We start from the raw sequence: 26,001 nt of genomic DNA on the forward strand, positions 1-26,001 counted from the left end.
TTATGGAAGAAAATAACCCTCGCGACTATATCGGCTACGGCAGAAATAATGCGCCTTACGCCAATTGGCCTGATAAAGCTAAAATAGCAGTCCAATTTGTTCTGAACTATGAAGAAGGCGGAGAAAACTGCGTGCTCCACGGTGATGAGCATTCAGAAACATTCCTATCTGAAATCGCAGGTGCGGAAGCGTATAAAGACCGACACATGAGTATGGAGTCACTTTACGAATATGGTTCCCGTGTTGGTGTTTGGCGCATCTTAAACGAGTTTAAGCGTCGCGAGCTTCCGCTTACCGTGTTTGGTGTTGCGACTGCACTACAGCGTAACCCAGAAGTAACCAAAGCTATCGTTGAAGAAGGTCATGAAATTGCCTGTCACGGTCTCAAATGGCTCCACTATCAGAGCACACCAATTGACGTTGAACGCGAGCACATGATTCAAGCTCTGGATATCATTGAAGAGTTGACAGGTGCCCGCCCGATCGGTTGGTACACCGGTCGTGACTCGCCAAATACACGTCAACTTGTCGCAGAACAAGATGGGCTGCTTTACGATTCTGATTATTACGGTGATGACCTGCCTTTCTGGACACAAGTACCAGACAAAAACACTGCAGGCAGTACACGACCACACCTGGTGGTTCCATATTCATTAGACACCAACGATATGCGTTTTTCTTCTCCTTACGGCTTTAGCCACGGGGAAGAGTTTTTTGAATATCTGAAAGACCATTTTGACTGCCTTTACGAAGAAGGGGCAGAAACGCCAAAAATGATGTCGGTCGGTCTGCACTGTCGCGTCGTTGGCAAGCCTGGTCGTTTTAAAGCGTTAAAACGTTTCTTAGATTACATTCAATCTCATGACGCGGTTTGGGTAGCGACCCGTGAAGACATTGCGAGACACTGGATTGAAAATCATCCACCAGCGTAAGTGACTTTTGACTCAATAGGTATCTAATCTTGCGAGTATTACGTCGCTGGCAGCTAGGTACATCGAGAGCTTTAAATAACTCTCGATGTCACTGCCTCTTCAAATACCTTCACTTATCTTTGAGCATTAACTCATATCATGTTTCTAAGATTCGAAAAGCAGACAAAAGCTCGGAGCAAATATACTTGAGCAAGAGGTCATGTTCATTATCGCAGGATAGATTCAAGTGCAGCTTGGTTGTATTGCCCTTACCTGTCACCTCAACCAGCAGCTTTCTCTCGTCACCGCTCAATGGGATATTGAACAGTCTCAATAGCGATTCCGCTTGGCCAGAAGCATTCTCAAACTCCAGATCGTGCTGATACTCTAGAAATACCTCTTCACCTTTGACGACACAAGAATACTGCCCCGGTTGGAGATAGGTGCCAAGCTGATATTCAAGGTCAGCCATGTGTTCTGCCACGGTAGAAAGACGATTGTTTAGTTTACTTAACATATTGTCACCTTTTCTTTCGCTTATCTCCGTACATTAAAGCTTATAAATTGGCGCTTAAGGTGGATTTTGCTCAAATCTTTAATGATTTCTTCAGCTTTAGTGCACATCCACGCAGTAGGATAGTTGAAACCACTAGTAATAAAAATCACATCGAATTATTCATCTATTGATTTGGATCAATACCCCTCAAACCAAGTGATATGTGACCCAAGCGTCAGATTTTCGTCTTGCAAACCATTACACTATATGCACCCCCAACAATAACAAACCTGATTACCATGAAAAATCTTATTTATGACACGCTAGTTAGCCTTACCAGCCAAGAACCAGAACAACACGCTAAAATCCGCCAAGACTTATATGAGCAGCTCGATCTGCCTTTCGATAAGCAGCTTATTTTGTACACGTGTGCACTTGGTCCGGCAAGCTCTGGAAAACTCGACAATAGCGAGGCTCTTAACAACACCGTAGAGAGCGTCATCAAGTTACTGGAAACCCCTGAACGGTAATTTATTTGTCTTGTTTAAGGTCCGTATCTCAACCGGGCCTTTTTTGAATCCTCCTTTTCAACGTAAAACCGTTCAAAAGCAACCTACTCGTCATGCCTTTTATGTAGCCAAATTAATTCCAATACCACAAAGAATTTGTATCACTTGCACAGCAATTCAATTAAACCTAGCTAAACTAAGTTTTAACCGAGAGTGAGAAACCTATGTTAGATAGCTGTCTTGAGTACCTGTGCGAACGCATGAATCAGTCAATAAACTCAGCTTTTGATTTGTCAGACAACTTAGTCGTTGTGGCTTCCCCTTCTGATATTAACAAGCAAAGTAATGGCTCTAATGAAAATAAAGTGCTTATTTTTATTAGCGGCCTTGAAAGAGATCCCTTTTCTAAGGGAGGAAATATTGCAGCTTTCCAGCCTACTTCTCGATCCGCAATATCAAACAAGCCTCTATATTTAGCGGTTTCCGTGGTCGTTGCAGCAAACTTCTCAGCATCCAATTACACAGATGGCTTAAAAATATTGTCCCATTTGCTGGCATTTTTTAATCGAAACCCGTTATTCAATCGCCAGAACTCCCCCGACATGCCTGAGTTTATCGAACAAATAGCGATGGAGATGGCAACGCTCTCTGAAGCAAACCTGAGTCATATGTGGAGTATGCTTGGTTCTCATTACCTGCCGTCCTGTGTTTATCAGGTTCGTGTAGCAATCCCTAACAGTGAAGCGGTATTGCTACAATCTGGGCCATTAAACTTCGTCAAATCTAACTTACAAAAAAGGGAGCAATAATGTCGAATTATGCCCCCTATATTACTCTCTCTGTAAATCATGAGTACTTTTCTAACAGTCACGCGAAAGTACCGATTAATCTCGTGCCGACGGACAATACCGTTCAATGGTTAAAACAGCACTATATGTTTTTAAAACCGACGGTAAATGGGTTATGTGTTGTGGCTGATGTAGACATGTTGAAAGAGATCTCTGCACCTAACTCTCCCACTTTATTGCAATTTAAAGTGTTCAGTAACGACGCACTATTTCGTAACTATACTGATATACCACTGTCCACTCCAATGTCGGTAGCCCTATTCGAGATACATTTAAATAGTGAGTCCCCTCTTTCGCTGTCACCCAAACAATGGTTAACCTCTAAAGATTTTATCAACGGTGATCAATACGCTGCTATCTCAGAATTTGAATTAAGCCAAAACCTCGTCGGAATAATAAATCTGACAATTAATAAAGAACATTTTTATAATGAAAACAGCCAAGTAATATTAAATTACAGCCACACTTACGCTTATTGGCAGTATTACTTTTTTACATCCAATGAGTCGAAGGAATATCAAATTATCGATTCCAACGGCAAACATACATTTGAAAATATTGGTATACAGCATCTCAATCATAAGCCTTGCCTAGTTTTCCGCTCAAATACCTCATTGCCCGTTTTGCACCATTCTGATTTGTCATTTCAACTCAAAGCAAACCATAAAATCATTTACCGTCGTCTCGCCTCCGCCAGCCCTGCACACATTGAGGTTGAAGCAGTGAATCATCAACCTCAACGGCTGTGCCATATTTTTTTGGCTTAGCAATAAAAACTGTTTTTAAATTCAAAACAGTGATTTACATTCCAAATAAATCTTAATGATACAAAAATCAGTTTGCACATCTAATATTAATTAAAATGCAGTGCATTTTGTTTACTACATTATCTAATAGTAACTGCCTCGCTATGACAGCAGTACTGGGTGAAGTCTTACTCTGCTAATCGCGAGCATTTGGTAACCATTCAATTCTCATTTAAAGGATTTAACTATGGTTGTAATGAAAACACCGGGCGTTTACATAGTTGAGAAAAATGCCTTCCCCAATTCTGTTGTCGAGGTCGCTACTGCTGTGCCAGCGTTTATTGGCTATACAGAGAAAGCTGAAAATGGCGGTAAATCGCTGAGTAACGTACCTTGGCGCATCACGTCGATGTCCGAGTTTCGCCAGTACTTTGGCGGCGCACCGTTACCAACCTTTGAGATCAGCGAAGCTGGTGATGATGCGAGTGCCGCGGTCGCTTTTCGTCAGCAAGGCACGGCTTATCAGATAAAGCAATCAAATACACGTTACACGCTCTATCACAATATGCTGTTTTTCTTCCAAAATGGTGGGGGTCCTTGCTACATCGTCTCAGTCGGTAGCTATAACGACGACCTCGATCCAGGCGTTTTGAAAGGGGGGATTGACCCACTGATTAAAGAGCCTGAGGCTACCATGCTAGTGATCCCTGAGAGTGTGCAACTGGAGGAAGATGGGTGTATTAATGTCCAGCAAGCTATGCTTGGTCATTGCGGCGGTAAGATGAAAAATAGAGTAGCGATACTCGACATCTGGGAGGGATTTAAAGATCGTCAGGACCCAAGTGGTGACTGTGTAGAAAACTTCCGCTCAAAACTTGGCATCAACTACTTGGATTACTCATCTGCCTATTACCCTTGGCTCAATACTTCCATTGTTCAAGACAGTGACGTGAACTTCCATAACATCAGCAACTTAGACAAGCTTTCCGAATTAATCACCAATGAAGTCAACGAGGCATTTAAAGATCTTGATGGCCTTTCCGATGATGAGCTCAACAGCGGCGGTAATAAACTTCGCGTCACGCGAAAACAACAGATGCTTGATGAAGTTGCCAAGCTCGCCACAGACTTAGCTGATCAAGAGCAGGTACTGCTTAATAAGGTACTACAGACAATTAGCCCGCTTTACCAAACCATCATGAAGGAAGTGAAGCGCCAGCAAAACATACTTCCTCCAGCGGCAGCGATGGCTGGTATCTATACCATGGTCGATAATTCCAGAGGTGTATGGAAAGCACCAGCCAACGTCAGCCTAAACGCCGTTGTCTCTCCAACGGTTAATATCAGCGATGACGAACAAGAAGATCTCAACGTTACTACTCAGGGTAAATCCATTAACGCGATTCGACCATTTGTTGGTGAAGGCACCTTAGTTTGGGGTGGACGCACACTTGATGGTAACAGCCTTGACTGGCGATACATTAACGTTCGTCGAACCATGATTATGCTTGAAGAATCTATCAAACTTGCCTCAAAGGCTTATGTGTTTGAGCCCAATGTTTCTAGTACCTGGGTATCGATGGAAAGCATGATTGGTAACTTCCTATACGGCATTTGGAAACGCGGAGGTCTGGCGGGGGCATCCCCTGGTGAGGCTTACAGCGTTAGCGTCGGGCTGGGTAAAACAATGACCGGCGACGATATTCTAGAAGGTATTTTGAGAATTACGGTGCTGGTTGCCATTAGCCGCCCTGCTGAATTCATTGAGATTACCTTCCAGCAAAAAATGCAAGAATCATAATTACTTAGTACTCAAAAGCGCAGAAGGCTTTTAGCCGTAGTCCTTCGTCACTTTATGAACGAATTGTAGAAAGGAGACTACCATGGCAGATGATGGTTCAGCTCAATCAGAAACCGTATGGCCGATGCCCAAATTCCATTTTGAAGTCAAATGGGACGGTGGTGCTGGAGCCGACGCAAGTATGGTCGCCGCATTCCAGGAGGTATCGGGCCTGGATACTGAAGCCCAGCCAATTGAATACCGCGCAGGAAACAGCAAGGTGTTCTCAACGATCAAAATGCCGGGACTTGTAAAAACCAGTAACGTCACTCTTAAGAAAGGCATTTTTAAGAGTGATAACAAGTTCTATGACTGGTTTAGCAAGATCCAAATGAACACCATTGCTCGAACCGCCGTCACCATCAACTTACTGGATGAAAGCTCTGGTGTGGTGATGAGCTGGAAGCTTAAAAATGCGTGGCCAACCAAAGTAACAGGTACCGACTTGAAGTCCGACGGTAATGAGGTCGCCGTTGAAACCATAGAGCTGGCACATGAAGGGCTAGAAATCACAACCTCTTAGTGTCTGACTCATTGGCTTGGTCATGTTGCATGAAGCCGTGACCAAGCCTATTTGTGGTATGCAAAGTGTTTTTGGAGATCAGAGCTTATGGCAGATGAATGGCCCCTACCCGCGTTTTACTTCAGCGTAGTGATTGGTAACAACCAAGATGACTCTGCTTTTCAGGAGATTTCTGGTTTAGAAGCTCAAATTGTTACCGAGGACTATCAGGAAGGCGGCAATAATCTGGTCTATCACCTACCTAAAGTGATCAAACACTCTAATCTGACGCTTAAACGAGGAATCGCGGATTCAAGCTCGGCTTTGGTGAAATGGTGTCAGGACTCGCTTGAAGCACAACTTTCCAAAGCAATCGTCCCAAAAACGGTATCGGTACGATTGCTTGATGAAAAAGGCTCTCCATGCAGGGTATGGGTGCTCTATAACGCCTACCCCGTTAAGTGGCGAATTGAAGGGTTCAGCTCGACGAAAAATGACGTTGCGATTGAAGAAGTTGAACTGTGTTACAGCAGGGCAAGCCGTACAAAATAGCCGTTCACGAGGTGACTAACGTATGCCTATAGAAATCAAACAAATGTCGATTCGTTCCAATGTCGCGACCGAAGAAAAAGAATCACAGAAACAACAAAAGGAGCACCGATGTGACGGCGCGGATAAAGGCGCTGGAGCACTCTCCGAGGTTTCTTCTCAACACACGGCGCAATTCCAAACCATAAAGTGGATGCACCGTAAACTACAGCAAGAAACGAGAGAGCGCTAAGCATGGTCGATAAACTAAAAATTGAGTCGATTGCAGCGTCCGGCAATACCGCAACTACCTTTAATGCCATGCTAAATCCAAATTCAGTAAGGCAGGATTATGGCATTGGTTATACCGACGACCCTTGCAAACACCGACAATCTCAAGGGGATATTGCGCCTACGGTGCAGTTTCAGGGTTACCAAAGTGAAAAACTCAGTTTTGAAATTATGATCGATGCGACGGGTGTGGTTGAGTATAAAAAAGGAAAGTCCGTTCAAGACCAACTGACCCTGTTACGAAAAGTGATCTACGACTATAACGGAAAACAGCACGAACCGAACCCTGTCAAAATCAGTTGGGGAACCGCACTTAGCTTTCGCGGACGCCTCACGTCCATGTCCGTCTCTTACGTACTCTTTGATTCGAGTGGTGTGCCTTTGCGTGCAACTGCCACCCTGAACTTTACTCAATTTCTTACTGAGCAGGAGAAAGAAGCGCTTGCCAAGAAGTCTTCTCCCGACTTAACGCATCATGTCGTTTTTAAAGCGGGTGATACCTTACCGGGACTTTGCCATCAAATTTACAAAGACAGCTCCTACTACTCCAAAGTGGCGGCATACAACCAATTGCCCAGTGTGCGAAACATAGCACCTGGAACCAAGCTCTATTTTCCACCACTGAGTTAAAAGTGAGGCAACATGGCTGAATCTCCAACCGAGACTAATAGTGACATTGTCACACTAACCATCAAATCAAATGGCAATGTCATTGAGAGTTCAATTGGCATTATCTCGGTCAATGTTTTTTATCAGGTAAACCATATTGCCTATGCAGAGCTTGAGATCCGTGACGGAGACATCGCTGATCAAACTTTTGAAGTCAGCTCAGGAAACACATTTAAGCCAGGGTCAACGATCACTATCGATGCAGGCTACGGAACGGAAGACGAAACCATCTTCGAAGGCGTGGTGACCAATCATGCTATTCGCATCAGTGAAAACAACCAAACCACACTCAATGTGACATGCAAAGATCAAGCGGTCGCCATGACGATAGCGAGAAAAAGCCAATGCTATTTGAAACAAAAAGACTGCGACATCATTAATTCTCTTATCAGCAACTACTCAAGTATCACGGCTGACAGCGTTGAGAGTACGTCAGTCCAACATGATGAACTGGTTCAGTTTAACTGTAGCGACTGGGACTTTATGCTGACTCGTGCTGAAGCAAATGGCTTGGTGGTAGCAAACCAGCAAAACAAACTGTTGGTAGAGGCTCCTTCCGTTAGTGATTCTGCGGCACTTGTCGTTACGTACGGCACCGATCTGATAAACCTCTGTGCCGAAGTCGACGCTCGCTTTCAATTTAAAAACGTCACTAGTACCGCGTGGGACCCCAGTACACAGGCAATGCTATCGCAACAATCTGCAGCGACCGAGATTAGTAATCAGGGGAATTTAAAGGCCAGTGAACTGGCAAGCGTGCTAAGTATTGAAGAATATCGAATACAAACTTCCGCCAGTTACAGCCAAGACAGTCTGACTAACTGGGCGAAAGGACAACGTGCGAAGTCGATGCTTTCTAAAGTACGTGGCACTGTCACGTTTCAGGGTAATTCAAAAGCGCAAATTAATAGTCTTATCGAGTTAGCTGGCGTTGGCGATCGATTCAACGGCTCTCACTATATCGGCGCAGTACATCACAGAATCGAGCAAGGTCAGTGGCTAACGACCGTTGACTTGGGGCTTGCTCCGGTATGGTCTGCAGAGCATCGTGACCACGGTGCCCCACCCGCCTCGGGATGGCTTCCTCCCGTTGACGGTTTGCAGATCGGCGTAGTAACTCAGCTCAATGAAGACCCACAGACCCAATACCGAATCAAAGTAAAAGTACCCGCATTAGGTGATGGCAATAACGAGGTTTGGGCAAGGCTTTCCAGTTACTACGCAACCAGCGACAGTGGCAACTTTTTTATTCCTGAAATCGACGACGAGGTTGTGCTTGGTTACATCAACCAAGATCCCGGCCAGCCAATCATTCTCGGCAGTTTGTACAGCAGTAAAAAAGCCATGCCTTACGAACTCACCCAAGAGAACGACACCAAAGCGATAGTGACTAAAAACAAACTCAAAATAGAGTTCGACGATGACAAAAAGATCATCACCATCACTACGCCCGGTGAGAATTCGATCACCATTAGTGACGATGAAAAGTCAATTACGCTAGCCGATCAAAACAGCAATACCGTCACCTTAGACGAGAGCGGAATCACGTTGGATTCTCCTAAAGACATAACCATTTCGGCAGGCGGAAACATTTCGTTGAAATCAACCGGTGATACCAGTATCGAAGCGACTGGAGACGCCAATATAAAAGGCATGAACGTTTCAGCAGACGCCACCACTTCGTTAACCGCCAAAGGCTCTGCCAGTGCGGAACTGTCTGCTTCAGGAAATACAACCATTAAAGGCGCAATCGTCAATATCAATTAACGACTGATTTAAAGAGGACATCAACATGCCACCAGCTGCAAGAATTACCGATATGCACGTGTGTCCAATGGCGACGCCAGGCGTTCCTCCCGTTCCCCATGTCGGAGGTCCGGTTATTGGGCCAGGCGTCCCCACGGTTTTAATCGGGAAAATCCCCGCCGCGGTCGTCGGTGACTCATGCACGTGTGTTGGTCCTCCGTCCACCATCATAAAAGGTTCGGCAACCGTGATGATTGGCGGAAAACCCGCAGCGCGAATTGGCGACACCACTAATCACGGTGGCAATGTTGCCATGGGTTGTTTCACGGTGATGATTGGCGGCTAGTTTTCAATTTAAAGGGACTGGATTATGGATAGAGACAATGGATTCTTGGGGACTGGTTGGGCGTTTCCTCCAACCTTTACCTCCGATAACTGCTCGGTCGAACTGTGCAGTAACGAAAAAGACATCAAACAGAGCCTTGCGATTCTTCTATCCACCTCGCCTGGCGAGCGCCTGATGCACCCTGAGTTTGGGTGCCGAATTAACCGTTATGTTTTTGCTGAACTGACTAAAACAACATTGACTGAGATGGAATACGAGATTCGCCAGGCGATATTGCTGTTTGAATCACGTATTGACCTCGATTCACTAACGCTTACACCCGTTCCGCTAGACGGAAAAATAATGATTGAGCTTGATTATCAGATTGTCACCACCAATACGCGAGACAACATGGTGTATCCGTTTTATCTGCAAGAAGGTACTCTCGTTAGTCCTGATCTTCTGCCTGATCTCGGATCGGGAGATGCGTTATGACGCAGCAAAATGAACGAGGTAACGTCGCACTTACCCCGCACTTCTTTCAACCCTACGAGCTCAGCTTCGAACAGCTCATTCTGTGGGCGAAAAAGTTTGCCGAGCTTGTTCCTTATATTGATGAGTACAAGAAGGTAAAAGGGAATTGGAGTGCGATGTTTGAACAAAATGAGCTGGTGGTTTGCGCTGCAATACTGAGCATGGATGAATCAGCATTAAAACGTCAGTTCAAACAAGCACAGTGTCTGGATGAAGAGCAAACGTTAGAATTTATCCTTCACCTTTTTACTCTGTTAAACAGCTGGTACCGACACTTACCGAGCTCACCAGAAATAAGCTATGAGTTAAAACTTCGCCTGCTCAACCGCTATCAGGCTCAACTCAATGCCCCATTACAACAACTATTTAATTGCACGCCCGAAAACCTCATCAATAAGTACGAGCATCTCGACCCTTTGTGGAAACTATCGGATTCATCCCAGAGCGAAAAACAAGCAGCTCAGATAACCAACATCAAAGAGGAAGCACAACATTGTCTGTCTAAGATTCTGGTAATGATTGATTCTTTAAAGCAAGACTGTCGTGATACCTTCAAGCAATCTCTGCATCATGGTGAGCACCCTCCACAACTTGCTCTGTTTCTAAGTTTCGTAAAACTGTTTAAGCGCGCTCAAAACAAGATCAATCAGTTTACTCACAAACATCTTCTGTTTTATTACCAAGACGTTTTGAACCAGTATCCACAAAGCGCCGAGGAAGCGCCTGTTTTTATCAAGTTGTCTCAAAGCAAGGCGAGCAAGACGCCTGTTGTCATCAATAAAGGGCAAACCTTCACGCCCGGCAATACAGCGACATTTGAGCCAATAGAATTTCGTACTAACTACGCCATGTCAGTCACCGACGCGGAAGTGAAAAAAGCATTTGGTTTTACCCTTCGCCGTGATCCTCTGATTTCTCCAGAGAAAGAACTTGGCTTTAATTCTGGTATTAGTCGTCAAAAGATTGAGCTTGATCCAATGCAGACTGGTGCTCAAAGCGACAATACTCAAGCCTTCAAGATGTTTGGTAGCCAGCAGTTAGATGATGACAGCCTGGAGGAACATCTGGGGCTTGTTATTTCTGATCCAATACTTTCTTTGGCTGAAGGACATCGAGAGCTCACTTTACAGTTTCAACTACAAGAAGTGGGCAATGGCATTGTGTATCAAAGATTATCTCAGCTCTATATCGAACATGATCAGGAGCGCTCCTTGCCGCAAGAGGACAGTAAGCTTAGAGATGCGCTTGAAGCCGTTGTTAATGAAATCGTTTTATTGCAAGTGCCTGTGATTGGAAGTTGGCTATACGAAATACAAAGCAAAGCACTTGTCGACAAAGTCAACGACGATAGGATATTACAGTTGGCCGACAGAGAGCCCACTCAACAACTTCGAACCGTGTATCGTAGTGTATTACTTGCTCTGTTAGAGGAAGTCGCCAAACAGCCCACGAAAAATACCCACGTGATGGAGCAAAAAGAGCGATTTTTCCGGGTGCTCGGGCAGTTAGTATCACGCTATGCATTAAATCACGTCGAATGGTTATCAAGTGAAGATATAGACAAGATAAAGACGCTGACTCAGCAACTGATTGATGATCATGTTCTCGATAAGTCGGCCAACTCGACGGTAAACTTGCTGCTCGGTTATTCGCGTATTCAAACCTTCTACCAATTATTTGAAGAGATATTTGATGTCGCCATTTCCACTGAAGAAGGATGGCAACTCGTCGATTGTGCTCAGATCATTCCGATTGAAAATGACAGCGACTTTACCATGGGGTTTGGTCTTCATATCCGACTTGACCCGGGTTTCCCTGCAACAACAGTACCGACCTCAGCCGTTCACAACTCGAAATGGAGTTTTACTGCGCCAGCGTTAAAACTGTGCTTAAAAGCGCAGAGTAATTGCTTCCCCTACACTATCTTCCGCGATTTTGAATTCGCTCAGCTTTTGATGGAATGCCGTGTAAAAGGAGCAACACAAGTACAGCTGTTTAATCAGGATGGACAGGCCGATCCAAGCCGACCCTTCTTGCCACTTGGAGCCCAACCCAAAGATGGCTCTTATTTAGTTGTCGCAAGTAAAGAATTCGCTACCAAGCACCTTAAACAGCTCACTTATCACCTCGATTGGTCTGGATTACCACAGGGAAGTGATGGATTCCGTGACCACTACAACGAGTATCCTTTCCCTTACCGAAACCATAGTTTCAAAGTGGTCACAGAAGTACTGAATAACGGGCGATGGGATACGACAGATGATGGTCCACAGAGTTTGTTTTCACCGCAAGACGGCGCACTTGATCGCGAGAATATTTTAACGTTCGGCAATATCAGTAACAGCTATACGCCAACGACTCAAACGTGGCCCCAGACACCCTACAGCCCTCAGTCAAATATTCGTAATGGTCTGTTTAAGATCACCCTGGTGACACCAATGGATGCTTTTGGGCACGATCAATATGGATTGCTTTTGAGTAAGACACTGACGGCGAATGCGAAATCGAAAAAACAGCAACCTTTGCCAAAAGCGCCATACACCCCGATGTTAAACCGTCTGTCGATTAACTATGTAGCCAGACACAAAGTCGAGCTGGGTGATATGACGACGAAAACCCAGTGTCGAATGATCCACCTTCACCCATTTGGTGAAGTGGAAATCTATCCGCGAAACGAAAAACACAAGTTCGCTTATCCTCGCATCCTGGCTCACTACAAAGAAGACAGTCACTTGTTTATCGGCTTAACGGCGTCAGAGCTCTCCGGCTACCTCAATCTTTATTTTCTGCTCGGTGATAAAGCAAAGATGTTGACGCCTTATCCGTCTACGGAATATCAGTGGTATTACCTTGTGGGCGAACAATGGGTCGAGCTTCCGGCAAAACACATCATTCATGACACAACGCACCGATTTTTGACGTCCGGCATCATCACTTTGGATATTCCGGATGCCATCAATACCGAGCACAATATTATGCCGTCGGATTTATATTGGCTTAGAGTCAGTACCAACCAAGGCGTTGATCAATATTCAAAATGTTACCAAATTGCGACGCACGTCATCCAAGTTGAAGGTGGGCGGAATGCAGAAGCTCAAACCCCACCCTTTGCGTCTTGGCAGTGTCTGAATAAGCCTGCGAATCTGGGCGCCATTACGCAACTCACTCCGATACAACAATTAAAACCAGATGAGACTTTTGATCATTGGGTCACAAGAACCAGTGAACACTTGCGACACAAAGGAAGAGCGATTACACCGTGGGACTATGAGCGTTTAGTATTGGAACAGTTTCCGGATATCAACGCAGTGAACTGTTTCGCGGCTAAGCAATTTGACTCTATCGAACACAAGCCCGGACACATTTTGCTCACGGTTATACCGCTTCACAATGACTGCAATCACAACCCTTGCCAGCAGCGTTACATCGATTCCACCACGCTTATCGCGATACGTGATTACCTCCGTACTATCGCTCGTCCCCACACACACATTGATGTCCGCAACCCGGGGTATGAAACGCTACAAGTACGCTGCTCTGTAACGTTCACTGAAGGTACGCACCATGGATTAGGGTTACGTCAGTTGGAGTACGCCATCATGAAGACGCTTTGCCCTTGGAACAGCGAAGGTATGAATATGGGTTTGGGGTGGCAGTTATCGCTGTCAAAATTAGCCGCATTCATCGGCAAACAAAAAGAGGTGACCAGCGTCAGTGGGCTATCAGTACTTAAAATTAGCCACCATTCAACCAGCAAGTATCACTTACAAGACAGCGCACGTACTGAAGAGCCAATCGGCGCTGAACTTCCATGGTATTTACTGGTGCCATCCCAACACCATTTCATCACGATTGCGCCCAAGCATCAGCAAGCGGTACCTATTGCTGCTGGTGTAGGAGACCTTGTTATCGGCGAAGAGTTCATCATCAATAACAACATTCAGCCCCAATCATCACATAACGATGAAGAGACTCCTGTTCAGCATCATAAGGGGACGGAATAACTATGCCAAAACGCAATAGAAGTACACTCAAGAACTTTTTTCAACCTGGCAATATGCCCTCTGCAGAGCATTTCGCTGACTTGATCGACTCCTGCGTCAATCAGGTTGAGGATGGATTTGAGAAACCGCCTGCAACTGGTTTGCAATTGACCGCTTTAGATCAGGAGCACTTGCTGAGTTTCTACCAGCAAAGTGATCGCAATACCGCGCTTTGGCACGTAGGTTTGGCTGCAAAGACCACCAATCTGCACTTTAAGGCTAACCCACTCACCAATGCCACAGATTCAGATGAAGGTGACGCTCCCGAAACCAATTTGACGCTCACCCCGAGTGGTAATGTCGGGATAAAAACCGAAACACCAGAACATGAGCTGGATGTAAAAGGCACCGTTTCCTCACAAGGTCGAAGAGGTGCAGTAACGGTCGACGCTCTGATTCCTGCAGACGGCAAATGGCACGACATCACGGAAACATTAGAGGGTTGCCAAATGCTTGAAGTGGTAGCGGGTATCGGCATCCGCCACACAGGCCGCTATGCGATGCTCCACGCGATAGCCATTAATACCTGCGCACCGAATCACTGGTGGTGGCAATGGCGCAGGAAAAATCCGATTAAGGCGCAACACGCGTTCTTCCGCTCCCCTGCGGACAAGTTAAAACTGAGGTGGCTGCATGAAACTGAAAAAGGCACTAAGCGACCTTATCGACTACAAATTCGAACTAACACCAGTTACGGAGACAACCGATATATCCGCTACCACATCACGAAATTATGGGATGACGACTACATGACCAATTGCGAGATTATTCAAGAGGATAAACAGGCCTGATTATGTCTGTGACCATATCGAAGCAAGAACATCAAAATGATCCGGATAAGTTTGAACGCTTGTTCCAGCTTGGTATTACCTATATCCAACAATTAGGTGGCAAAGTTTGGACAGACTACAACACCCACGACCCGGGCGTCACCATTCTAGAACAGGTCTGTTTTGCGCTTACCGATATTATCTATCGCAGTGATTTTGCGGTATGCGATCTCTTGGCGGACGATTACGGTCGCATTGATTATCCATATTACGGATTAGCTCGCCCCGATGAGATTTTGTCTCCCCCGCCTCAAATACCCAGCGAGTACCAAGACTTTATTGTCAGAACCACGCCGCAGCTGGAACAAGTTTGGTTTCAAAGCTCAGAACAATATCCAAGCTCGGGCCTTTATCAAATTTCGGGGTTGCTGCAACGTTTCTATCGACGCCAACAACATGCTACACAAACCATGGGCGATGAGTCCAATCCGGAAAAAAGCGACCATACGATACAGAGTATTCTTCAAACCTACCATCAGATAAGAGGGTTAGGCGAAGACATCGAAGAAGTGAGTGTTATCGGAGAAACTTGCATTCACCTGGCAGCGACTATCGAGATAAGTAATGATGGTGTCGATGCTAATCAGATAGCCGCTCACATCTATTATCAGTGCGCGCATTGGTTAAGACAAAGAACCAACGGAGACTTAAGTGAGCTCGAAGACCTGATTCTAAGCTGTACCAGTATTCAACAAGTGAGAGGTATCAGGTTCGAAGCCGAAACACGACCTGATGAACCCATCGTGGCAATATCAGAGATTCCTGAGTACGCCAGTTTAATCATGCCAGAAGCCGACTCAGATATTCGCCTTCGTATCGTACAAAACCAGCATCTTGTTGCCCTGGACGTTGCCGATGTGGTCATTCAAATTGAGCAACAATTGCAGCAGCAAACCATACAGCGTCACCATTTAACAACAGAGATGCCACTCCCATCCGGTCATCATCGCGATCTCAGTGGTTACGACTCTATCCAAACCTTGTTCCCGCGAAACTATCAATTAGCCACAAAAACCAATACTGGCAACGATCCAAAATCTCAGGCACAGCGCCATCAATTACGCAGTTATCTGTTGCTGTTTGATCAATTGATGGCCAATTTTTGTGAGGATCTTACAAAGCTGCCCGAGCTGTTTTCAACTTCATTAAATCAACCGACTAGCTACCATGTCCACACGCTGACGCCTCAAGAATTCAACGATATCAACAGCCATTACCCTGCCGACGCCAAGTCGAAACTGCAAGCGCTGCAATCCGAGTTCGATAATTTTCCGGAGCGTAAAGGTCGAATCTACGACTACCTGATCGCACTTTATGGCGAACAGTACCCCGATACGCTTCATCGTGCGTTTAACCCATATTGTAGAGAACAAGATATTGATTGGTTGTTGCTAGAACACAAACAACGATTTATTCGCAACATCGCAACCATTGGTAATCAGCGAGGTTTAGGTAATAACTTGCTTAATCCCAGTCACACCGGCGGATATCAACAAAGGTTATCGATTCTGCTCGGCATGAACGCCTTGAAGAATGAAGATGAGGGGACAAACCTCAATATCAGTCGCTACCTTTTGAACATCGTCTCTGACGAAGACTATCTGAGCAGCGATATGGGACAAAAAGCAGTTTTCGAACTCAAAGAAACCGTACTGTCCAACCTTGAAACGCTACCAGAAAGCCAAGAGAAAATATCACTTTCTACCCAGCAAAAACGTCAAATTCGCTCTTCGGTCTACGCGTTAGATGCTCAAACGCTACCTGAATCGCTGTTGCAATTTGGCCTCGATAATCAACGCTACCGAATACTCAAGCGTTCAAGGACGGGTGACTACCGCCTCTTCTTTGATATGGCAACAAAAGATGACAAACGTTGGCTATACATAGGTCGCTATAACCACAAACAAAAGCTGATACGTTTTTGCCATTGGTTGCAAGCTTGGCTGGTCGAAATCAATCAACAGTCAGAAACACTGCACGTGGTGGAGCCAATCACACTCCGCCATCCACAGAGCGATATTGAATCGCTGGCCAATCAGGTCTGCGTGGTTATGCCGGGATTCACCGCCCGACACTGCAGTCCATTGTTCCGGCAACAAGTGGCTCAACTAATCAGAACCAATACTCCGGCTCATCTTTGTGTTCACTTAATGTGGTTAGATTTCAATGCCTTTTGTGAGTTTGAAAATCTTTATCACGCGTGGAGAAAACAAAAAGCGTCAACCATCCAGCTATCTAGTAGCGAGCAGAATCAACAATGTGACGAGATGGCGAAGGACCTATTAACGTTCCTGCAAAAACCAGATGCCGCGCAGGAGGCGCTAATCTTATGATCAAAGCTGAAAGAATAGCGCATAAACCTGAAACTCAAGCCCACTTAATCAGACAAGTAGAGCTTGCTATCGAGTTTGATAACGCGGTCGATGCTGAACAGTTTGAAGCGGAAGCGTATCAATGGCTAATAAACGATCTTCTGCCTGCTATGGATGAACTTCTTAACCAGATTTGCTCTCCAGATATCGTTATTTGCATTGATAGAATTGAGCTCGATACTGGCGATATTTCGAGTACAGATCTACGCCCTGCCCTGCAAACGCAGATCTTGAGGCAGTTGTACCAAGCGCTTTACCGTCAGACTAACTTGGATGCTTCGACCAAGATGCGAAAATCGAACATTCACATGTTGAAAAACCAAGCAAGTGAAAGTATCGAGAATGGCGCTAATCAACATGAACTCAGTGAGTATCGCTGGCAGAAAGCGTGGCATTTTATCGAAACCGGGCAACTCGCGTGGCCGTTTAAACATCAACAGCGATTGTCCGAAACCGGGGTAATAGAGGCTCTGCTCAACGATCCAGAACGCATAAACGATGCGCTTGAGTTCGCAGATAACTCTGAAACCCTCTGTTTAAGATTGGCAACGCAACTTCCAGATCATTCACTAGCGAAGCTTTTGCCACTGTTGAGCCCCAAAAATCGTTTCGCGCTAATGATCGCGTTACTGGAAACAGGTGGCGTTCAACATGATACAAGTCTGAAAACGCTGCTCTCTCATCATTGGAACCAGTATATTGATGCCGCGATTTCAAGCCGTAACTTGACTGCGCTGCTACCGCATTGGAATCGACTCATGGCGCAATACGCATCGAGTATTCTTTTTGCGTTGAGTAAACACAGCAGAGACCCACGTTTGCCCCTGCTTTTGATCCAGTCACTCGACGAACATAGACGTTTTTCTTTACTAGAACGTTTAGAGCCATTGCATTATCCATTTTTGGCACAACTCTTATCGCGTCCTCAGTTATGGCTGGCTTCTATAGCTTCGGAAACAGCAACCACTTCGAAGGCCGATACCCCTGTAACATCAGGCCAACAGCTAACACATCAGCTGTGGCACTTCACTTTCCATTACGTGCTGGTCGAGCGTGGCAGCCGCTTCAACAAACAGCAATACATGAAAAGCGTGATCGTAAAAATGGCCGCCATGTATAACCTCAACGCATCGGCGTTATTTTCAGATCTTCGTAATAGACTCCAGTTGACCGGTATCGAAAGTGGGCTCAGACAACAAATGATCAACTTATTGGATGCCATAGAACCCGACATTTTCCGTGATAACGCAGACAAAGCATCACTTAGCGATACAGATAAAGAGGCATACGAAATCCAAATCTCGTGGAATAAACTTGATCAAGAGAACACGCGTGTTACAACCAAAGCAAGTAACTCAGACTCTCTTAATGCCCTCTTACTGATTCTCCAACATGGAGACGAAAAGAGCCTGCTTCGCGCATTGCCTGACGAACGTCGCTTTATCAAAGGATTATTGCTTTGGATTGGACAACTCGCCGCCGTACGCCAGCATTGGAGCGAACGCTATTCCGACTCCACTCTATTTCGATTCATCGACATTATTGAACCACGAGCAAACGAAGTGGTTCACGACATCATTTCCAATCGTCATCACTTAGAAAAGACCATCGTGACTAAAACTCAGTCAAAGCCAGTTGAAGACCATGCTCTACGCAGCAGCTTGTGGCAATTTACCCTCAGCTATTTGCTGGTTGAGCGTGGCAGTGAGTTTAATAAACGCAGTTACTTGTTGTCCCTCACGCATCAAATCGCCTCGCACCGAAATATACACCATCTCGACTTGGTTCAATCGCTGCTTTCTTCATTAAATGCTCAAACTAACTACCGGCTTGTTCAGTCGTTACGCTCTCTTTTACCAGCAGCAAAGCGTTCCAATCACAATATGACTGCAGAGACTCCACAAGAAGCACATGCCCTTCCTCAGGCAGAGCAACACTGGTTAAACACCGTTATTTCGAGCCACATAAATGTTCCTGTTGAGATGATTCAGGCACTGGCAGACGCGAAGCCCGAACAGTGGCAGCGGCTATTGAAAACTGCGCGTTCTTCTCTCGATGCTAGATCACTTGCGGCCGTGATTATTAAGTTAAGCCAGTCAGGCACGATACAAAAACATTGGATTCAAAACTTTGATGATCACACACTCATCCAGTTGCTCGCTCTGGTGAATAAAGCCCTTTCAAGTGTTGCGTTTGATGTCCTTTCTATCCGCTCATGGATAACAGATTCAATGCATGATTTAACTCCTCATTCAAAAACCAGCATCAGGTCATCGATTGATCGACAGATTTGGCAATGGATATGGGATGCAGCGTTGACTCAAACTGGACTATCAATCTCAGCAGAAACGGCACTGCGTTCCATTCTTCGAACACTGAGCAATCACTTCCAAATAGAAGTCGCCCAACTTGCTCATACAATGCTGAGCAAAGGTAAGCGCAATTCTGAGCAGCTCAATAGCACTCGAATAATAGACAGCAACATTCAAGCTGTGCTTGAACAGGTGTTAATGGAACGAACGTCTGGAACCGATCTTTCATCGTCTCAACGACAACTTTGGCTCTCTGCCTCTTTGTCACAAGATGAAACCATCACCCACATTACCAATTGGGATTTTCTGCAATCGAGTCAATTTGATGAGGCCAAATTGGAGCTGGCACTGAGTCGCCATCATCACGCATTATGGACGCGTCTATCGGCGGAGCTACTCAATCCAGAAAAGCTCACGAGTTGGATAGACAGACTGACAGACCACTATCACTTTCAAGTGTTCGCGCAACAACGTAACGAGTTCGTACCTGTCATGGTTAGCCTATATCAGGCGCTTTCTGTGTTGATGGGAAAGACACAAAAATGGAGACAAGTATTTTGGCGTGTCATCTATCACCGCTTGTTGCTTCAAGGGAGCATGGGAAGTACCGCTCAATTGCTGCATTTAGTGCTGGATGACCTCACTGCGTATCCCGCGATTGTGAGTAAACACGAAGTCGATGATAAAATAGACAAAACAAAACAGTTGGCAGAGAAACTTAACTTATCTCGCCAATCAACACTCTTTCCGCTGTTAGAAGAGATAAGTCGCAACACCTCAACTAAAAAGTTAACAACCCCAGATCAACCAGCCGGTCTCGACCGTTCACAACCGCAAGTTCAACGTCTCTATAATGCAATAGAACCAAGACGTTCAGAGATTAAAAGCAAGCCGTTATTGTGGAAAGACCCAAATGAAAAAGAGAGCAAAACATCAGAGCCGATAAGCATCAATAATGCAGGCTTAGTGATCGCCTCTACTTATATTCCGACTCTCTTTCAACGGCTCAACCTCACGGATGGCAAAGCCTTCGTCAGTGAGGCGGCAAAATACCAAGCGCTGTTTTGCCTGCAATATATGGTTGATGGCCGAAGCAAAGCACCTGAGTACGTGCTGCCACTGAATAAGATTTTATGTGGCATACCGATAAGTACTCCTATCCCAAGCCAAGTGGATTTACCAAACGGGGCTGTCTCTATGATCGATGGTCTGCTCAATGCCATCATCAGCCACTGGAGCGCGCTTGGTTCAACATCGATAGAAGGCTTGAGAACAACATTTATACAGCGTGAAGGCCAACTATTAGACGAAGAAAAACAGTGGCAACTTAGCGTAATCCCCGGTGCGTTTGACATGCTGTTAGACCAAATTCCCTGGAGCTTCCAAACCATCAAATTCCCATGGATGGACAAACCTCTGTTTGTCATGTGGCGGTGAGGATAACTTATCATGAATGATTTCTTCCTGAACCTGATTCATAGTCATCATCTAGTAAACCACGCTCGCACTGTGCTGCGTTGGCTATTACTGATTACGATAATCTGGGTGTCCTTTTTATCGGTGTCGGCTCAAGCTCCATCGGCATCGACTTCAGCCTACAGTTGTAGCGGCCAATTACCGACCAAAGATACCCGTTATAAGGGACGCGTCATTCAGCAACAATTGAAGGTAATTTACCAGCCTGACGCGACGTATCAAGCGGCATTAAAATCCAATGGAAGAATGCTGACCGATGGCATATTCGGGCCAGTGACTCGCCAGTGGCTGATTAATTTTTGTAATGATTTCAATGTTGCAGACACAGTGGTAGAAACCTCTGGCAGCAACTCTGATTTCGTTGATACAACGCTAAAAGATCTCACTCGTGCTGCAGAGATCAGTGCCGTATTTCCGAACTGGAGAGACAGTGTCGACTCAGGTGAATTGCTAAGTTTGAGTTCATCACAACTGGCTCAACTCTTAGCGCCCGATCTGATCCCGGGCTCTACAGACTCTTCATCATCTGGCTCGCAAGCCAATATACCAAGCTATTACTACCAACTGACAGATAATGATCTCAACAGACAAACCACACTCGCGGCCCTCACTGCGTTAGGAAAACAACAGTTCTCACAGAGAAACGAACTTTATAACCAGTTAGTGACACTTATTGATCAGCTTGATGTCACCTTCAACCCCGCCCTGGACCTCAACAGCTTTATTCAATCTCAGAGCATTGACCAAGCGACACAAAGTAATAGTGAAACCGAAAGCACCACCACATCCCAAACCAGCAAGAACAGTGACGCTTCAGATTCTAGCTCAAATACCAATAACACTTCTTCTGATTCGAGTTCTAGCTCAACGCAAAATACTTCGTCAACTTCAGGTACAAGTGCTGATTCAAATAGCGCTTCTGCTTCAGACTCAAGTGGCAGCGCTACTACTAATGCAAGCACCTCGAATGACTCTAGCTCTAGCTCTAGCAGTGATAACAGCGCTGACACCAGCCAACAAACGGCTGATGATGGAAAGAGTGTGACTGAAAGCAGCACCAGTGCGACAACGAAAACTACAGCCCCTTTAATAACCTGGCAATTAAACAGCGATGCCCTTGCAACCGCACTGCAAAAGCAAAACATTTATGTCATACCCGCAAGCCTGCAAAAACAACTTGAACCTATTGCTAATCAAGTCTTCGCCAGCGAGTATTTAATGCAAGCAGCAATGACGCTTGAAGGTATAGATACTTCGTCGAGCGATGCTAATAAAGCACTGAAAGTCGCTTATAAGCTTGGCCTTGCTCCCGATACGAGTACACCTATCGTCTGGGAAGCACCTCCGGGTTGTGGTTGTCAGGACAGTCGCGACTCCATTTTTAACGACGCAACTTTCTATGGCTTTTTTCCATACTGGTATCAATCCGAAGAACAGCAAGTCATCAATTTTAGTCAGCTTGATCGCATCGGATTTTTGGGTGCTGTAGCGAAACCCAGCAACAGTGGCAGCTTGCTAGTCTTACCACCTAATTGGAAGCCGGAGCCAGATAATACTCAATTTATTCGATTGGCTCATCGATACCGCAGCGAAGTCGACCTTGTTGTAACCACACCAAGAAACTTAACTATGTTGTCCCTAATCGAGCTTTTGGATAAGCCGTTAATCGAACAATTGGTCGACGCCGTTGATCAACCACTCGACAGCACCATCATCAACCGTATGAAACCAATTATGACATTGGGTATGGAGCCAGTTCCAAGTATCGGGGATGGTATTACACTGGATATAGACTTATCAGTACTTAAAACGTCGCAAAGCCAGCAGCTATTTATTACCTTCGTGCGCGAACTCAAATTTGCTCTTCTTAAGCAGGAAGGAACCAACATTTCCAGCAGTAGCGACGTGGTAGCGACACCACACGATCGCTATTTTCTTAATATCGTTATACTCGCGAATCAGGTTCTTAGTGAAGATTCTTCCAGTTTCTATCAGTTTGATAACTTAAATGCACTGAGCCAAGTAACAAACTTGATGATCGTACGCCCGCAGGTTAATGCGACTGAAGCTAATGGAGCAAATAGTCAAAACAGCTCGTCTCAAAACGCCATCGCACAACAAGAGAGAACACAAATACAGGAATTTCACCACTGGTTGAGTAACCAAAGCGATCAGCTCGCGGTTGAAAAGCTGTTTAAACAGATTGTCCCTATGCTCATCACCGAGTTTAATCGCAATTCAGAAATCGAGCTGACACAGTTACTTCGCCTTTCAAGCTGGAGCTTTATCGGAGCAGCTTACCAACCTGTCCCACTGAATGACCTGAGCCAGCAATTGGTGGACGACACCTTTTATCCTAAAACCTCGTCGCTACCATCAATGTTCGCTGCGTTACAAGCGCAGATCTTGGTTGTTATGGACTGGATCTGTCCAAACCGATGGTTGCTACGTACGATACTGTTTGTTGTCTTTATTGGTATTGCCGCCGTACTTATCATCAGTAACTGGTATTACGAACTCAGAAAATACCTCGTTCAACTACCATTCGTCTTGCTCTGTATCGGTTCTCTGGCTGCATTGATGTTGGTATTTGTCGCAGACCCATACTTTAAAGCCTATCAGGTTCCGATATTGCTTGGGTTTATGGCGTTGATTATATGGATATTGTTGGTGGTCAGATGGCTGACAATGGAGGGGGATAAGCCGTAGGGCTTCAGAACCAGATTGAAAACTAATTGCTAATTAGAATAAGCCCCGATTATTTGGGTGTATAAATTGGGGCTTTGCTGTGGCGATGTAATTAATGTGAACTAAAGATGTTTGTTAATCCACTTTCTACATTCTAAATATGTGTGATGCCTATTCTGGCTATGAGACAAGGTGTTGTGGTAAATCTCCATGTTCTTTTTTATAAGTGTTTTTGAACGTCCAGTGAAATTTACTCGAGAACTATCATCACCATTGTATTTCACATGGTCTTTATGAACATGCCATAAAGACCCCTGACCAGCATCAAAATTAATACCCTTACTTTGTATAACACCGGAACTAACTAATTTTAATCTCTGGAGTTGATGTCTACTTTGAGTACCGTCTTGTAATCTTTGTTTAGAGGTATCTTTACGCCGATTGTCTTCTAATCCCGCTCTTTGACTCAAGTTTTTCTTACGCTGACCCAATATAGCAGCGAGTTGAACTGTAGAGCATTTTTTAGAACTGTCGATTTGTGTATACATTTTCCCACCAATTTCCTGATGTTGGTTTTGATTGGTTTGATTAGGTCACATCGATATCTTTACGAAATTAGATATTCAACACGTCTAGTATAGCACTATCCACCTTTAACGATGGCTCCTGACAACTAGGAAAGTACCAATATTTCCTTATTAAGCTCCGTTTCCCATACAACTTTCAACATATGCTGATTAAACATAATGACTTGAGTTACTAACCATTTGAATAAGTTTAGAGATGATTTTGAAAAGAGTGTCTAGCATACAAACAAGCTTAGCTTCAAATAGCTATACTTTACTAAGTTCCTAAAGTTTGAATAGCCACCGACTTGATAGACACCTTTTAGTTAGACAAAATGACTAACAGAGAGAGGCTAGTAAATGTTCACATATTCTAAAAAAACTAAAGATCAGAAAAACCGTTCAATTCCTAGTAATCTCAAAAAACGAGATAAAGAGAAAAGAGCATTTCAACTTGAAGATAATCGTACAGAGGTTAAAGATCACCCCAACCTTTCAAACCTTGTAAATAGAATTTCTCAAGCCAAAAGAAAGACTAAGCTAGGAAGTATTCATAATAATTCTGTCGTTCAGCGAAATGTCCCTGGTGATGGAACTCCATTTAAGCCTCAGGCTCATACTGGTTCATATCGTGCGCGCGGTGGACAAGACACTACATTCTCTTCAGCAGCTCATACACGTGCAAGATTTGGGTTTGGAACAAATACAAGGTATGAAGTTTTTGAACGATATAATCCAACTATGCAGGGCAACAGAATTGTTAGTATCAGAGCATCAAACGGGGAACAAGTAAATGTTGAGGGAATTCAGCTAGATCATCAAATCAGCTGGGATCGAATTTCAACAGAAATGGATAGAAAGAACAACGATGGCACAAATCAGACGTATTCTTTCTGGGATGCCAAGATGTACTACAACGATATCTATAACTTGGTCCCGGCTATGGGGGGACTAAATGCCGCGGCTGGTGCAAGAGGGGTAGCCGTTGAGCCTCGTTTGAATAGTACCATTGAGGCAGCTGCTGGTGCAGTTCAACATTCTTGGATGAACTTACAGCACGTGATGAGCGCATTAAATTCAGGACAAGGATACACTCAAATTTCTGATGAAGAGATGACCAATTTACTTTTAGATATCAACGGACAACTTTCAGGACTTGCGAACAAATTACTTGGTAACTAAATTTTATTTCGAGTATTGACTTAGTAGTTTCGCGTTATACACAAAAAGAACTCAAATATTAAGCCATTTGTTATACAGTTAGAAAAACTAATGTACTTTTATGTGGCTAGTTATCAAAACTTAAGAGCCCTACTCCCCATCTCTGTCGCTTCATTTTCCAGTGATGGGTTATCGTTTACCGCCATTCCTCCTACTGAGGTTGTTGGCTTGACACGCCCTTCCATTTGCTGGACAACATGCCCTAACTCATGAGGTAAGTGTTTTTCCTGTCCGGATGCAAGGTGGATATCGCTGCCCTGCGCATACGCGTGAGCCTGAACGGCTGCCGGTTTGCTAGAGTTGTAGTGCACTTTTACGTGGTCAAGACTCTGACCGCTAAGGCTTTCCATACCAGACTTTAAGTTGTCCGGTAGGCCTGTGCGATTCGGCTTACGTTGGATAGCGTTAGACTCGCGGTTATCTTCCAACACTTGCGCGTTTGATTGACCAGACTTACGTTGGACAAGACCTTGGGGCTGGGAACTCGATTGTTTTTTAAGCTCAGAAAACACTTTGGTTATCCTCAAACGTTGCTCTAGCTTACATTG

General features: G+C 44.9%; 21 protein-coding genes. 18 read left to right on the forward strand and 3 right to left on the reverse strand.

Going from position 1 to position 26,001, the window contains the following annotated elements:
• Positions 1-2: 2 nt before the first annotated feature.
• Positions 3-932 carry an allantoinase PuuE gene (puuE, locus tag L3V31_RS15625; protein WP_237317201.1) on the forward strand — a complete coding sequence of 310 codons (930 nt, stop codon included), beginning with the start codon at positions 3-5 and terminating at the stop codon, positions 930-932.
• Positions 933-1,068: 136 nt separating this feature from the next.
• Here puuE and L3V31_RS15630 read toward each other — a convergent pair whose 3' ends face one another.
• Entirely contained in the window at positions 1,069-1,428 is a 360-nt protein-coding gene (locus tag L3V31_RS15630; RefSeq protein ID WP_237317204.1) for a hypothetical protein, read from the reverse strand.
• Positions 1,429-1,706: 278 nt separating this feature from the next.
• Between L3V31_RS15630 and L3V31_RS15635 the strand changes: the two genes are divergently transcribed.
• The 16 genes from L3V31_RS15635 to L3V31_RS15710 all read left to right on the forward strand — a co-directional run bounded on the left by L3V31_RS15635 (position 1,707) and on the right by L3V31_RS15710 (position 23,687).
• The gene (locus L3V31_RS15635; RefSeq protein WP_237317206.1) at positions 1,707-1,937 is read left to right on the forward strand and encodes a PAS factor family protein; all 231 of its coding nucleotides are present in this window, start codon (positions 1,707-1,709) and stop codon (positions 1,935-1,937) included.
• A 203-nt stretch (positions 1,938-2,140) separates the two neighbouring features.
• Positions 2,141-2,725 (forward strand): DUF4255 domain-containing protein, encoded by a 585-nt coding sequence (locus tag L3V31_RS15640; RefSeq protein ID WP_237317208.1) that lies wholly within the window; start codon positions 2,141-2,143, stop codon positions 2,723-2,725.
• Positions 2,725-3,531 (forward strand): hypothetical protein, encoded by an 807-nt coding sequence (locus L3V31_RS15645; protein ID WP_237317210.1) that lies wholly within the window; start codon positions 2,725-2,727, stop codon positions 3,529-3,531. The genes L3V31_RS15640 and L3V31_RS15645 overlap by 1 nt, the downstream gene beginning before the upstream one ends.
• 226 nt (positions 3,532-3,757) lie before the next feature.
• Positions 3,758-5,311: a phage tail sheath C-terminal domain-containing protein gene (locus tag L3V31_RS15650; protein WP_237317212.1), complete on the forward strand. Its 1,554-nt coding sequence runs from the start codon at positions 3,758-3,760 to the stop codon at positions 5,309-5,311.
• Between the two features lie 82 nt (positions 5,312-5,393).
• A complete protein-coding gene (locus L3V31_RS15655) occupies positions 5,394-5,873 on the forward strand; it encodes a phage tail protein (protein ID WP_237317214.1) in 480 nt (159 codons plus the stop codon).
• Between the two features lie 87 nt (positions 5,874-5,960).
• On the forward strand, positions 5,961-6,404 hold the full coding sequence (locus L3V31_RS15660) for a phage tail protein (RefSeq protein WP_237317216.1): 444 nt from the start codon (positions 5,961-5,963) through the stop codon (positions 6,402-6,404).
• Between the two features lie 22 nt (positions 6,405-6,426).
• The gene (locus tag L3V31_RS15665; protein WP_237317218.1) at positions 6,427-6,633 is read left to right on the forward strand and encodes a hypothetical protein; all 207 of its coding nucleotides are present in this window, start codon (positions 6,427-6,429) and stop codon (positions 6,631-6,633) included.
• Between the two features lie 2 nt (positions 6,634-6,635).
• Entirely contained in the window at positions 6,636-7,301 is a 666-nt protein-coding gene (locus L3V31_RS15670; RefSeq protein ID WP_237317220.1) for a peptidoglycan-binding protein, read from the forward strand.
• Between the two features lie 12 nt (positions 7,302-7,313).
• The gene (gene vgrG, locus L3V31_RS15675; protein ID WP_237317222.1) at positions 7,314-9,107 is read left to right on the forward strand and encodes a type VI secretion system tip protein VgrG; all 1,794 of its coding nucleotides are present in this window, start codon (positions 7,314-7,316) and stop codon (positions 9,105-9,107) included.
• A gap of 25 nt (positions 9,108-9,132) precedes the next feature.
• Positions 9,133-9,432: a PAAR domain-containing protein gene (locus tag L3V31_RS15680; RefSeq protein ID WP_237317224.1), complete on the forward strand. Its 300-nt coding sequence runs from the start codon at positions 9,133-9,135 to the stop codon at positions 9,430-9,432.
• A 24-nt stretch (positions 9,433-9,456) separates the two neighbouring features.
• The gene (locus L3V31_RS15685; protein WP_237317226.1) at positions 9,457-9,906 is read left to right on the forward strand and encodes a GPW/gp25 family protein; all 450 of its coding nucleotides are present in this window, start codon (positions 9,457-9,459) and stop codon (positions 9,904-9,906) included.
• Positions 9,903-13,949, forward strand: a complete 4,047-nt coding sequence (locus L3V31_RS15690; protein WP_237317228.1) for a hypothetical protein — start codon at positions 9,903-9,905, stop codon at positions 13,947-13,949. Before L3V31_RS15685 ends, L3V31_RS15690 begins: the two co-directional genes overlap by 4 nt.
• A 2-nt stretch (positions 13,950-13,951) precedes the next feature.
• Positions 13,952-14,779 carry a hypothetical protein gene (locus L3V31_RS15695; protein ID WP_237317230.1) on the forward strand — a complete coding sequence of 276 codons (828 nt, stop codon included), beginning with the start codon at positions 13,952-13,954 and terminating at the stop codon, positions 14,777-14,779.
• A 2-nt stretch (positions 14,780-14,781) separates the two neighbouring features.
• A complete protein-coding gene (locus L3V31_RS15700; RefSeq protein WP_237317232.1) occupies positions 14,782-17,151 on the forward strand; it encodes a hypothetical protein in 2,370 nt (789 codons plus the stop codon).
• Positions 17,148-20,939: a contractile injection system tape measure protein gene (locus L3V31_RS15705; RefSeq protein WP_237317234.1), complete on the forward strand. Its 3,792-nt coding sequence runs from the start codon at positions 17,148-17,150 to the stop codon at positions 20,937-20,939. Before L3V31_RS15700 ends, L3V31_RS15705 begins: the two co-directional genes overlap by 4 nt.
• Before the next feature lie 12 nt (positions 20,940-20,951).
• Positions 20,952-23,687 carry a hypothetical protein gene (locus L3V31_RS15710; RefSeq protein ID WP_237317236.1) on the forward strand — a complete coding sequence of 912 codons (2,736 nt, stop codon included), beginning with the start codon at positions 20,952-20,954 and terminating at the stop codon, positions 23,685-23,687.
• Positions 23,688-23,788: 101 nt separating this feature from the next.
• Here the strand turns inward: L3V31_RS15710 and L3V31_RS15715 are convergent, their stop codons facing one another.
• Entirely contained in the window at positions 23,789-24,214 is a 426-nt protein-coding gene (locus L3V31_RS15715; protein WP_237317237.1) for a hypothetical protein, read from the reverse strand.
• A 378-nt stretch (positions 24,215-24,592) separates the two neighbouring features.
• Between L3V31_RS15715 and L3V31_RS15720 the strand changes: the two genes are divergently transcribed.
• Entirely contained in the window at positions 24,593-25,414 is an 822-nt protein-coding gene (locus L3V31_RS15720; protein WP_237317239.1) for a hypothetical protein, read from the forward strand.
• 113 nt (positions 25,415-25,527) lie between these two features.
• On the opposite strand, the gene L3V31_RS15725 is transcribed toward L3V31_RS15720, so the two are convergent.
• Positions 25,528-25,965 carry a DUF4157 domain-containing protein gene (locus L3V31_RS15725; RefSeq protein WP_237317241.1) on the reverse strand — a complete coding sequence of 146 codons (438 nt, stop codon included), beginning with the start codon at positions 25,963-25,965 and terminating at the stop codon, positions 25,528-25,530.
• Between the last annotated feature and the right edge of the window lie 36 nt (positions 25,966-26,001).

The organism is Vibrio sp. J1-1, from assembly GCF_021728395.1.
Taxonomy (GTDB): Bacteria; Pseudomonadota; Gammaproteobacteria; order Enterobacterales; family Vibrionaceae; genus Vibrio.

What these genes read in the sequence shown, in the direction of transcription:
- puuE (WP_237317201.1), top strand. Translation starts at nt 3, where the DNA reads ATGGAAGAAAATAACCCTCGCGACTATATCGGCTACGGCAGAAATAAT.
- L3V31_RS15630 (WP_237317204.1), bottom strand. Translation starts at nt 1,428, where the DNA reads ATGTTAAGTAAACTAAACAATCGTCTTTCTACCGTGGCAGAACACATG.
- L3V31_RS15635 (WP_237317206.1), top strand. Translation starts at nt 1,707, where the DNA reads ATGAAAAATCTTATTTATGACACGCTAGTTAGCCTTACCAGCCAAGAA.
- L3V31_RS15640 (WP_237317208.1), top strand. Translation starts at nt 2,141, where the DNA reads ATGTTAGATAGCTGTCTTGAGTACCTGTGCGAACGCATGAATCAGTCA.
- L3V31_RS15645 (WP_237317210.1), top strand. Translation starts at nt 2,725, where the DNA reads ATGTCGAATTATGCCCCCTATATTACTCTCTCTGTAAATCATGAGTAC.
- L3V31_RS15650 (WP_237317212.1), top strand. Translation starts at nt 3,758, where the DNA reads ATGGTTGTAATGAAAACACCGGGCGTTTACATAGTTGAGAAAAATGCC.
- L3V31_RS15655 (WP_237317214.1), top strand. Translation starts at nt 5,394, where the DNA reads ATGGCAGATGATGGTTCAGCTCAATCAGAAACCGTATGGCCGATGCCC.
- L3V31_RS15660 (WP_237317216.1), top strand. Translation starts at nt 5,961, where the DNA reads ATGGCAGATGAATGGCCCCTACCCGCGTTTTACTTCAGCGTAGTGATT.
- L3V31_RS15665 (WP_237317218.1), top strand. Translation starts at nt 6,427, where the DNA reads ATGCCTATAGAAATCAAACAAATGTCGATTCGTTCCAATGTCGCGACC.
- L3V31_RS15670 (WP_237317220.1), top strand. Translation starts at nt 6,636, where the DNA reads ATGGTCGATAAACTAAAAATTGAGTCGATTGCAGCGTCCGGCAATACC.
- vgrG (WP_237317222.1), top strand. Translation starts at nt 7,314, where the DNA reads ATGGCTGAATCTCCAACCGAGACTAATAGTGACATTGTCACACTAACC.
- L3V31_RS15680 (WP_237317224.1), top strand. Translation starts at nt 9,133, where the DNA reads ATGCCACCAGCTGCAAGAATTACCGATATGCACGTGTGTCCAATGGCG.
- L3V31_RS15685 (WP_237317226.1), top strand. Translation starts at nt 9,457, where the DNA reads ATGGATAGAGACAATGGATTCTTGGGGACTGGTTGGGCGTTTCCTCCA.
- L3V31_RS15690 (WP_237317228.1), top strand. Translation starts at nt 9,903, where the DNA reads ATGACGCAGCAAAATGAACGAGGTAACGTCGCACTTACCCCGCACTTC.
- L3V31_RS15695 (WP_237317230.1), top strand. Translation starts at nt 13,952, where the DNA reads ATGCCAAAACGCAATAGAAGTACACTCAAGAACTTTTTTCAACCTGGC.
- L3V31_RS15700 (WP_237317232.1), top strand. Translation starts at nt 14,782, where the DNA reads ATGTCTGTGACCATATCGAAGCAAGAACATCAAAATGATCCGGATAAG.
- L3V31_RS15705 (WP_237317234.1), top strand. Translation starts at nt 17,148, where the DNA reads ATGATCAAAGCTGAAAGAATAGCGCATAAACCTGAAACTCAAGCCCAC.
- L3V31_RS15710 (WP_237317236.1), top strand. Translation starts at nt 20,952, where the DNA reads ATGAATGATTTCTTCCTGAACCTGATTCATAGTCATCATCTAGTAAAC.
- L3V31_RS15715 (WP_237317237.1), bottom strand. Translation starts at nt 24,214, where the DNA reads ATGTATACACAAATCGACAGTTCTAAAAAATGCTCTACAGTTCAACTC.
- L3V31_RS15720 (WP_237317239.1), top strand. Translation starts at nt 24,593, where the DNA reads ATGTTCACATATTCTAAAAAAACTAAAGATCAGAAAAACCGTTCAATT.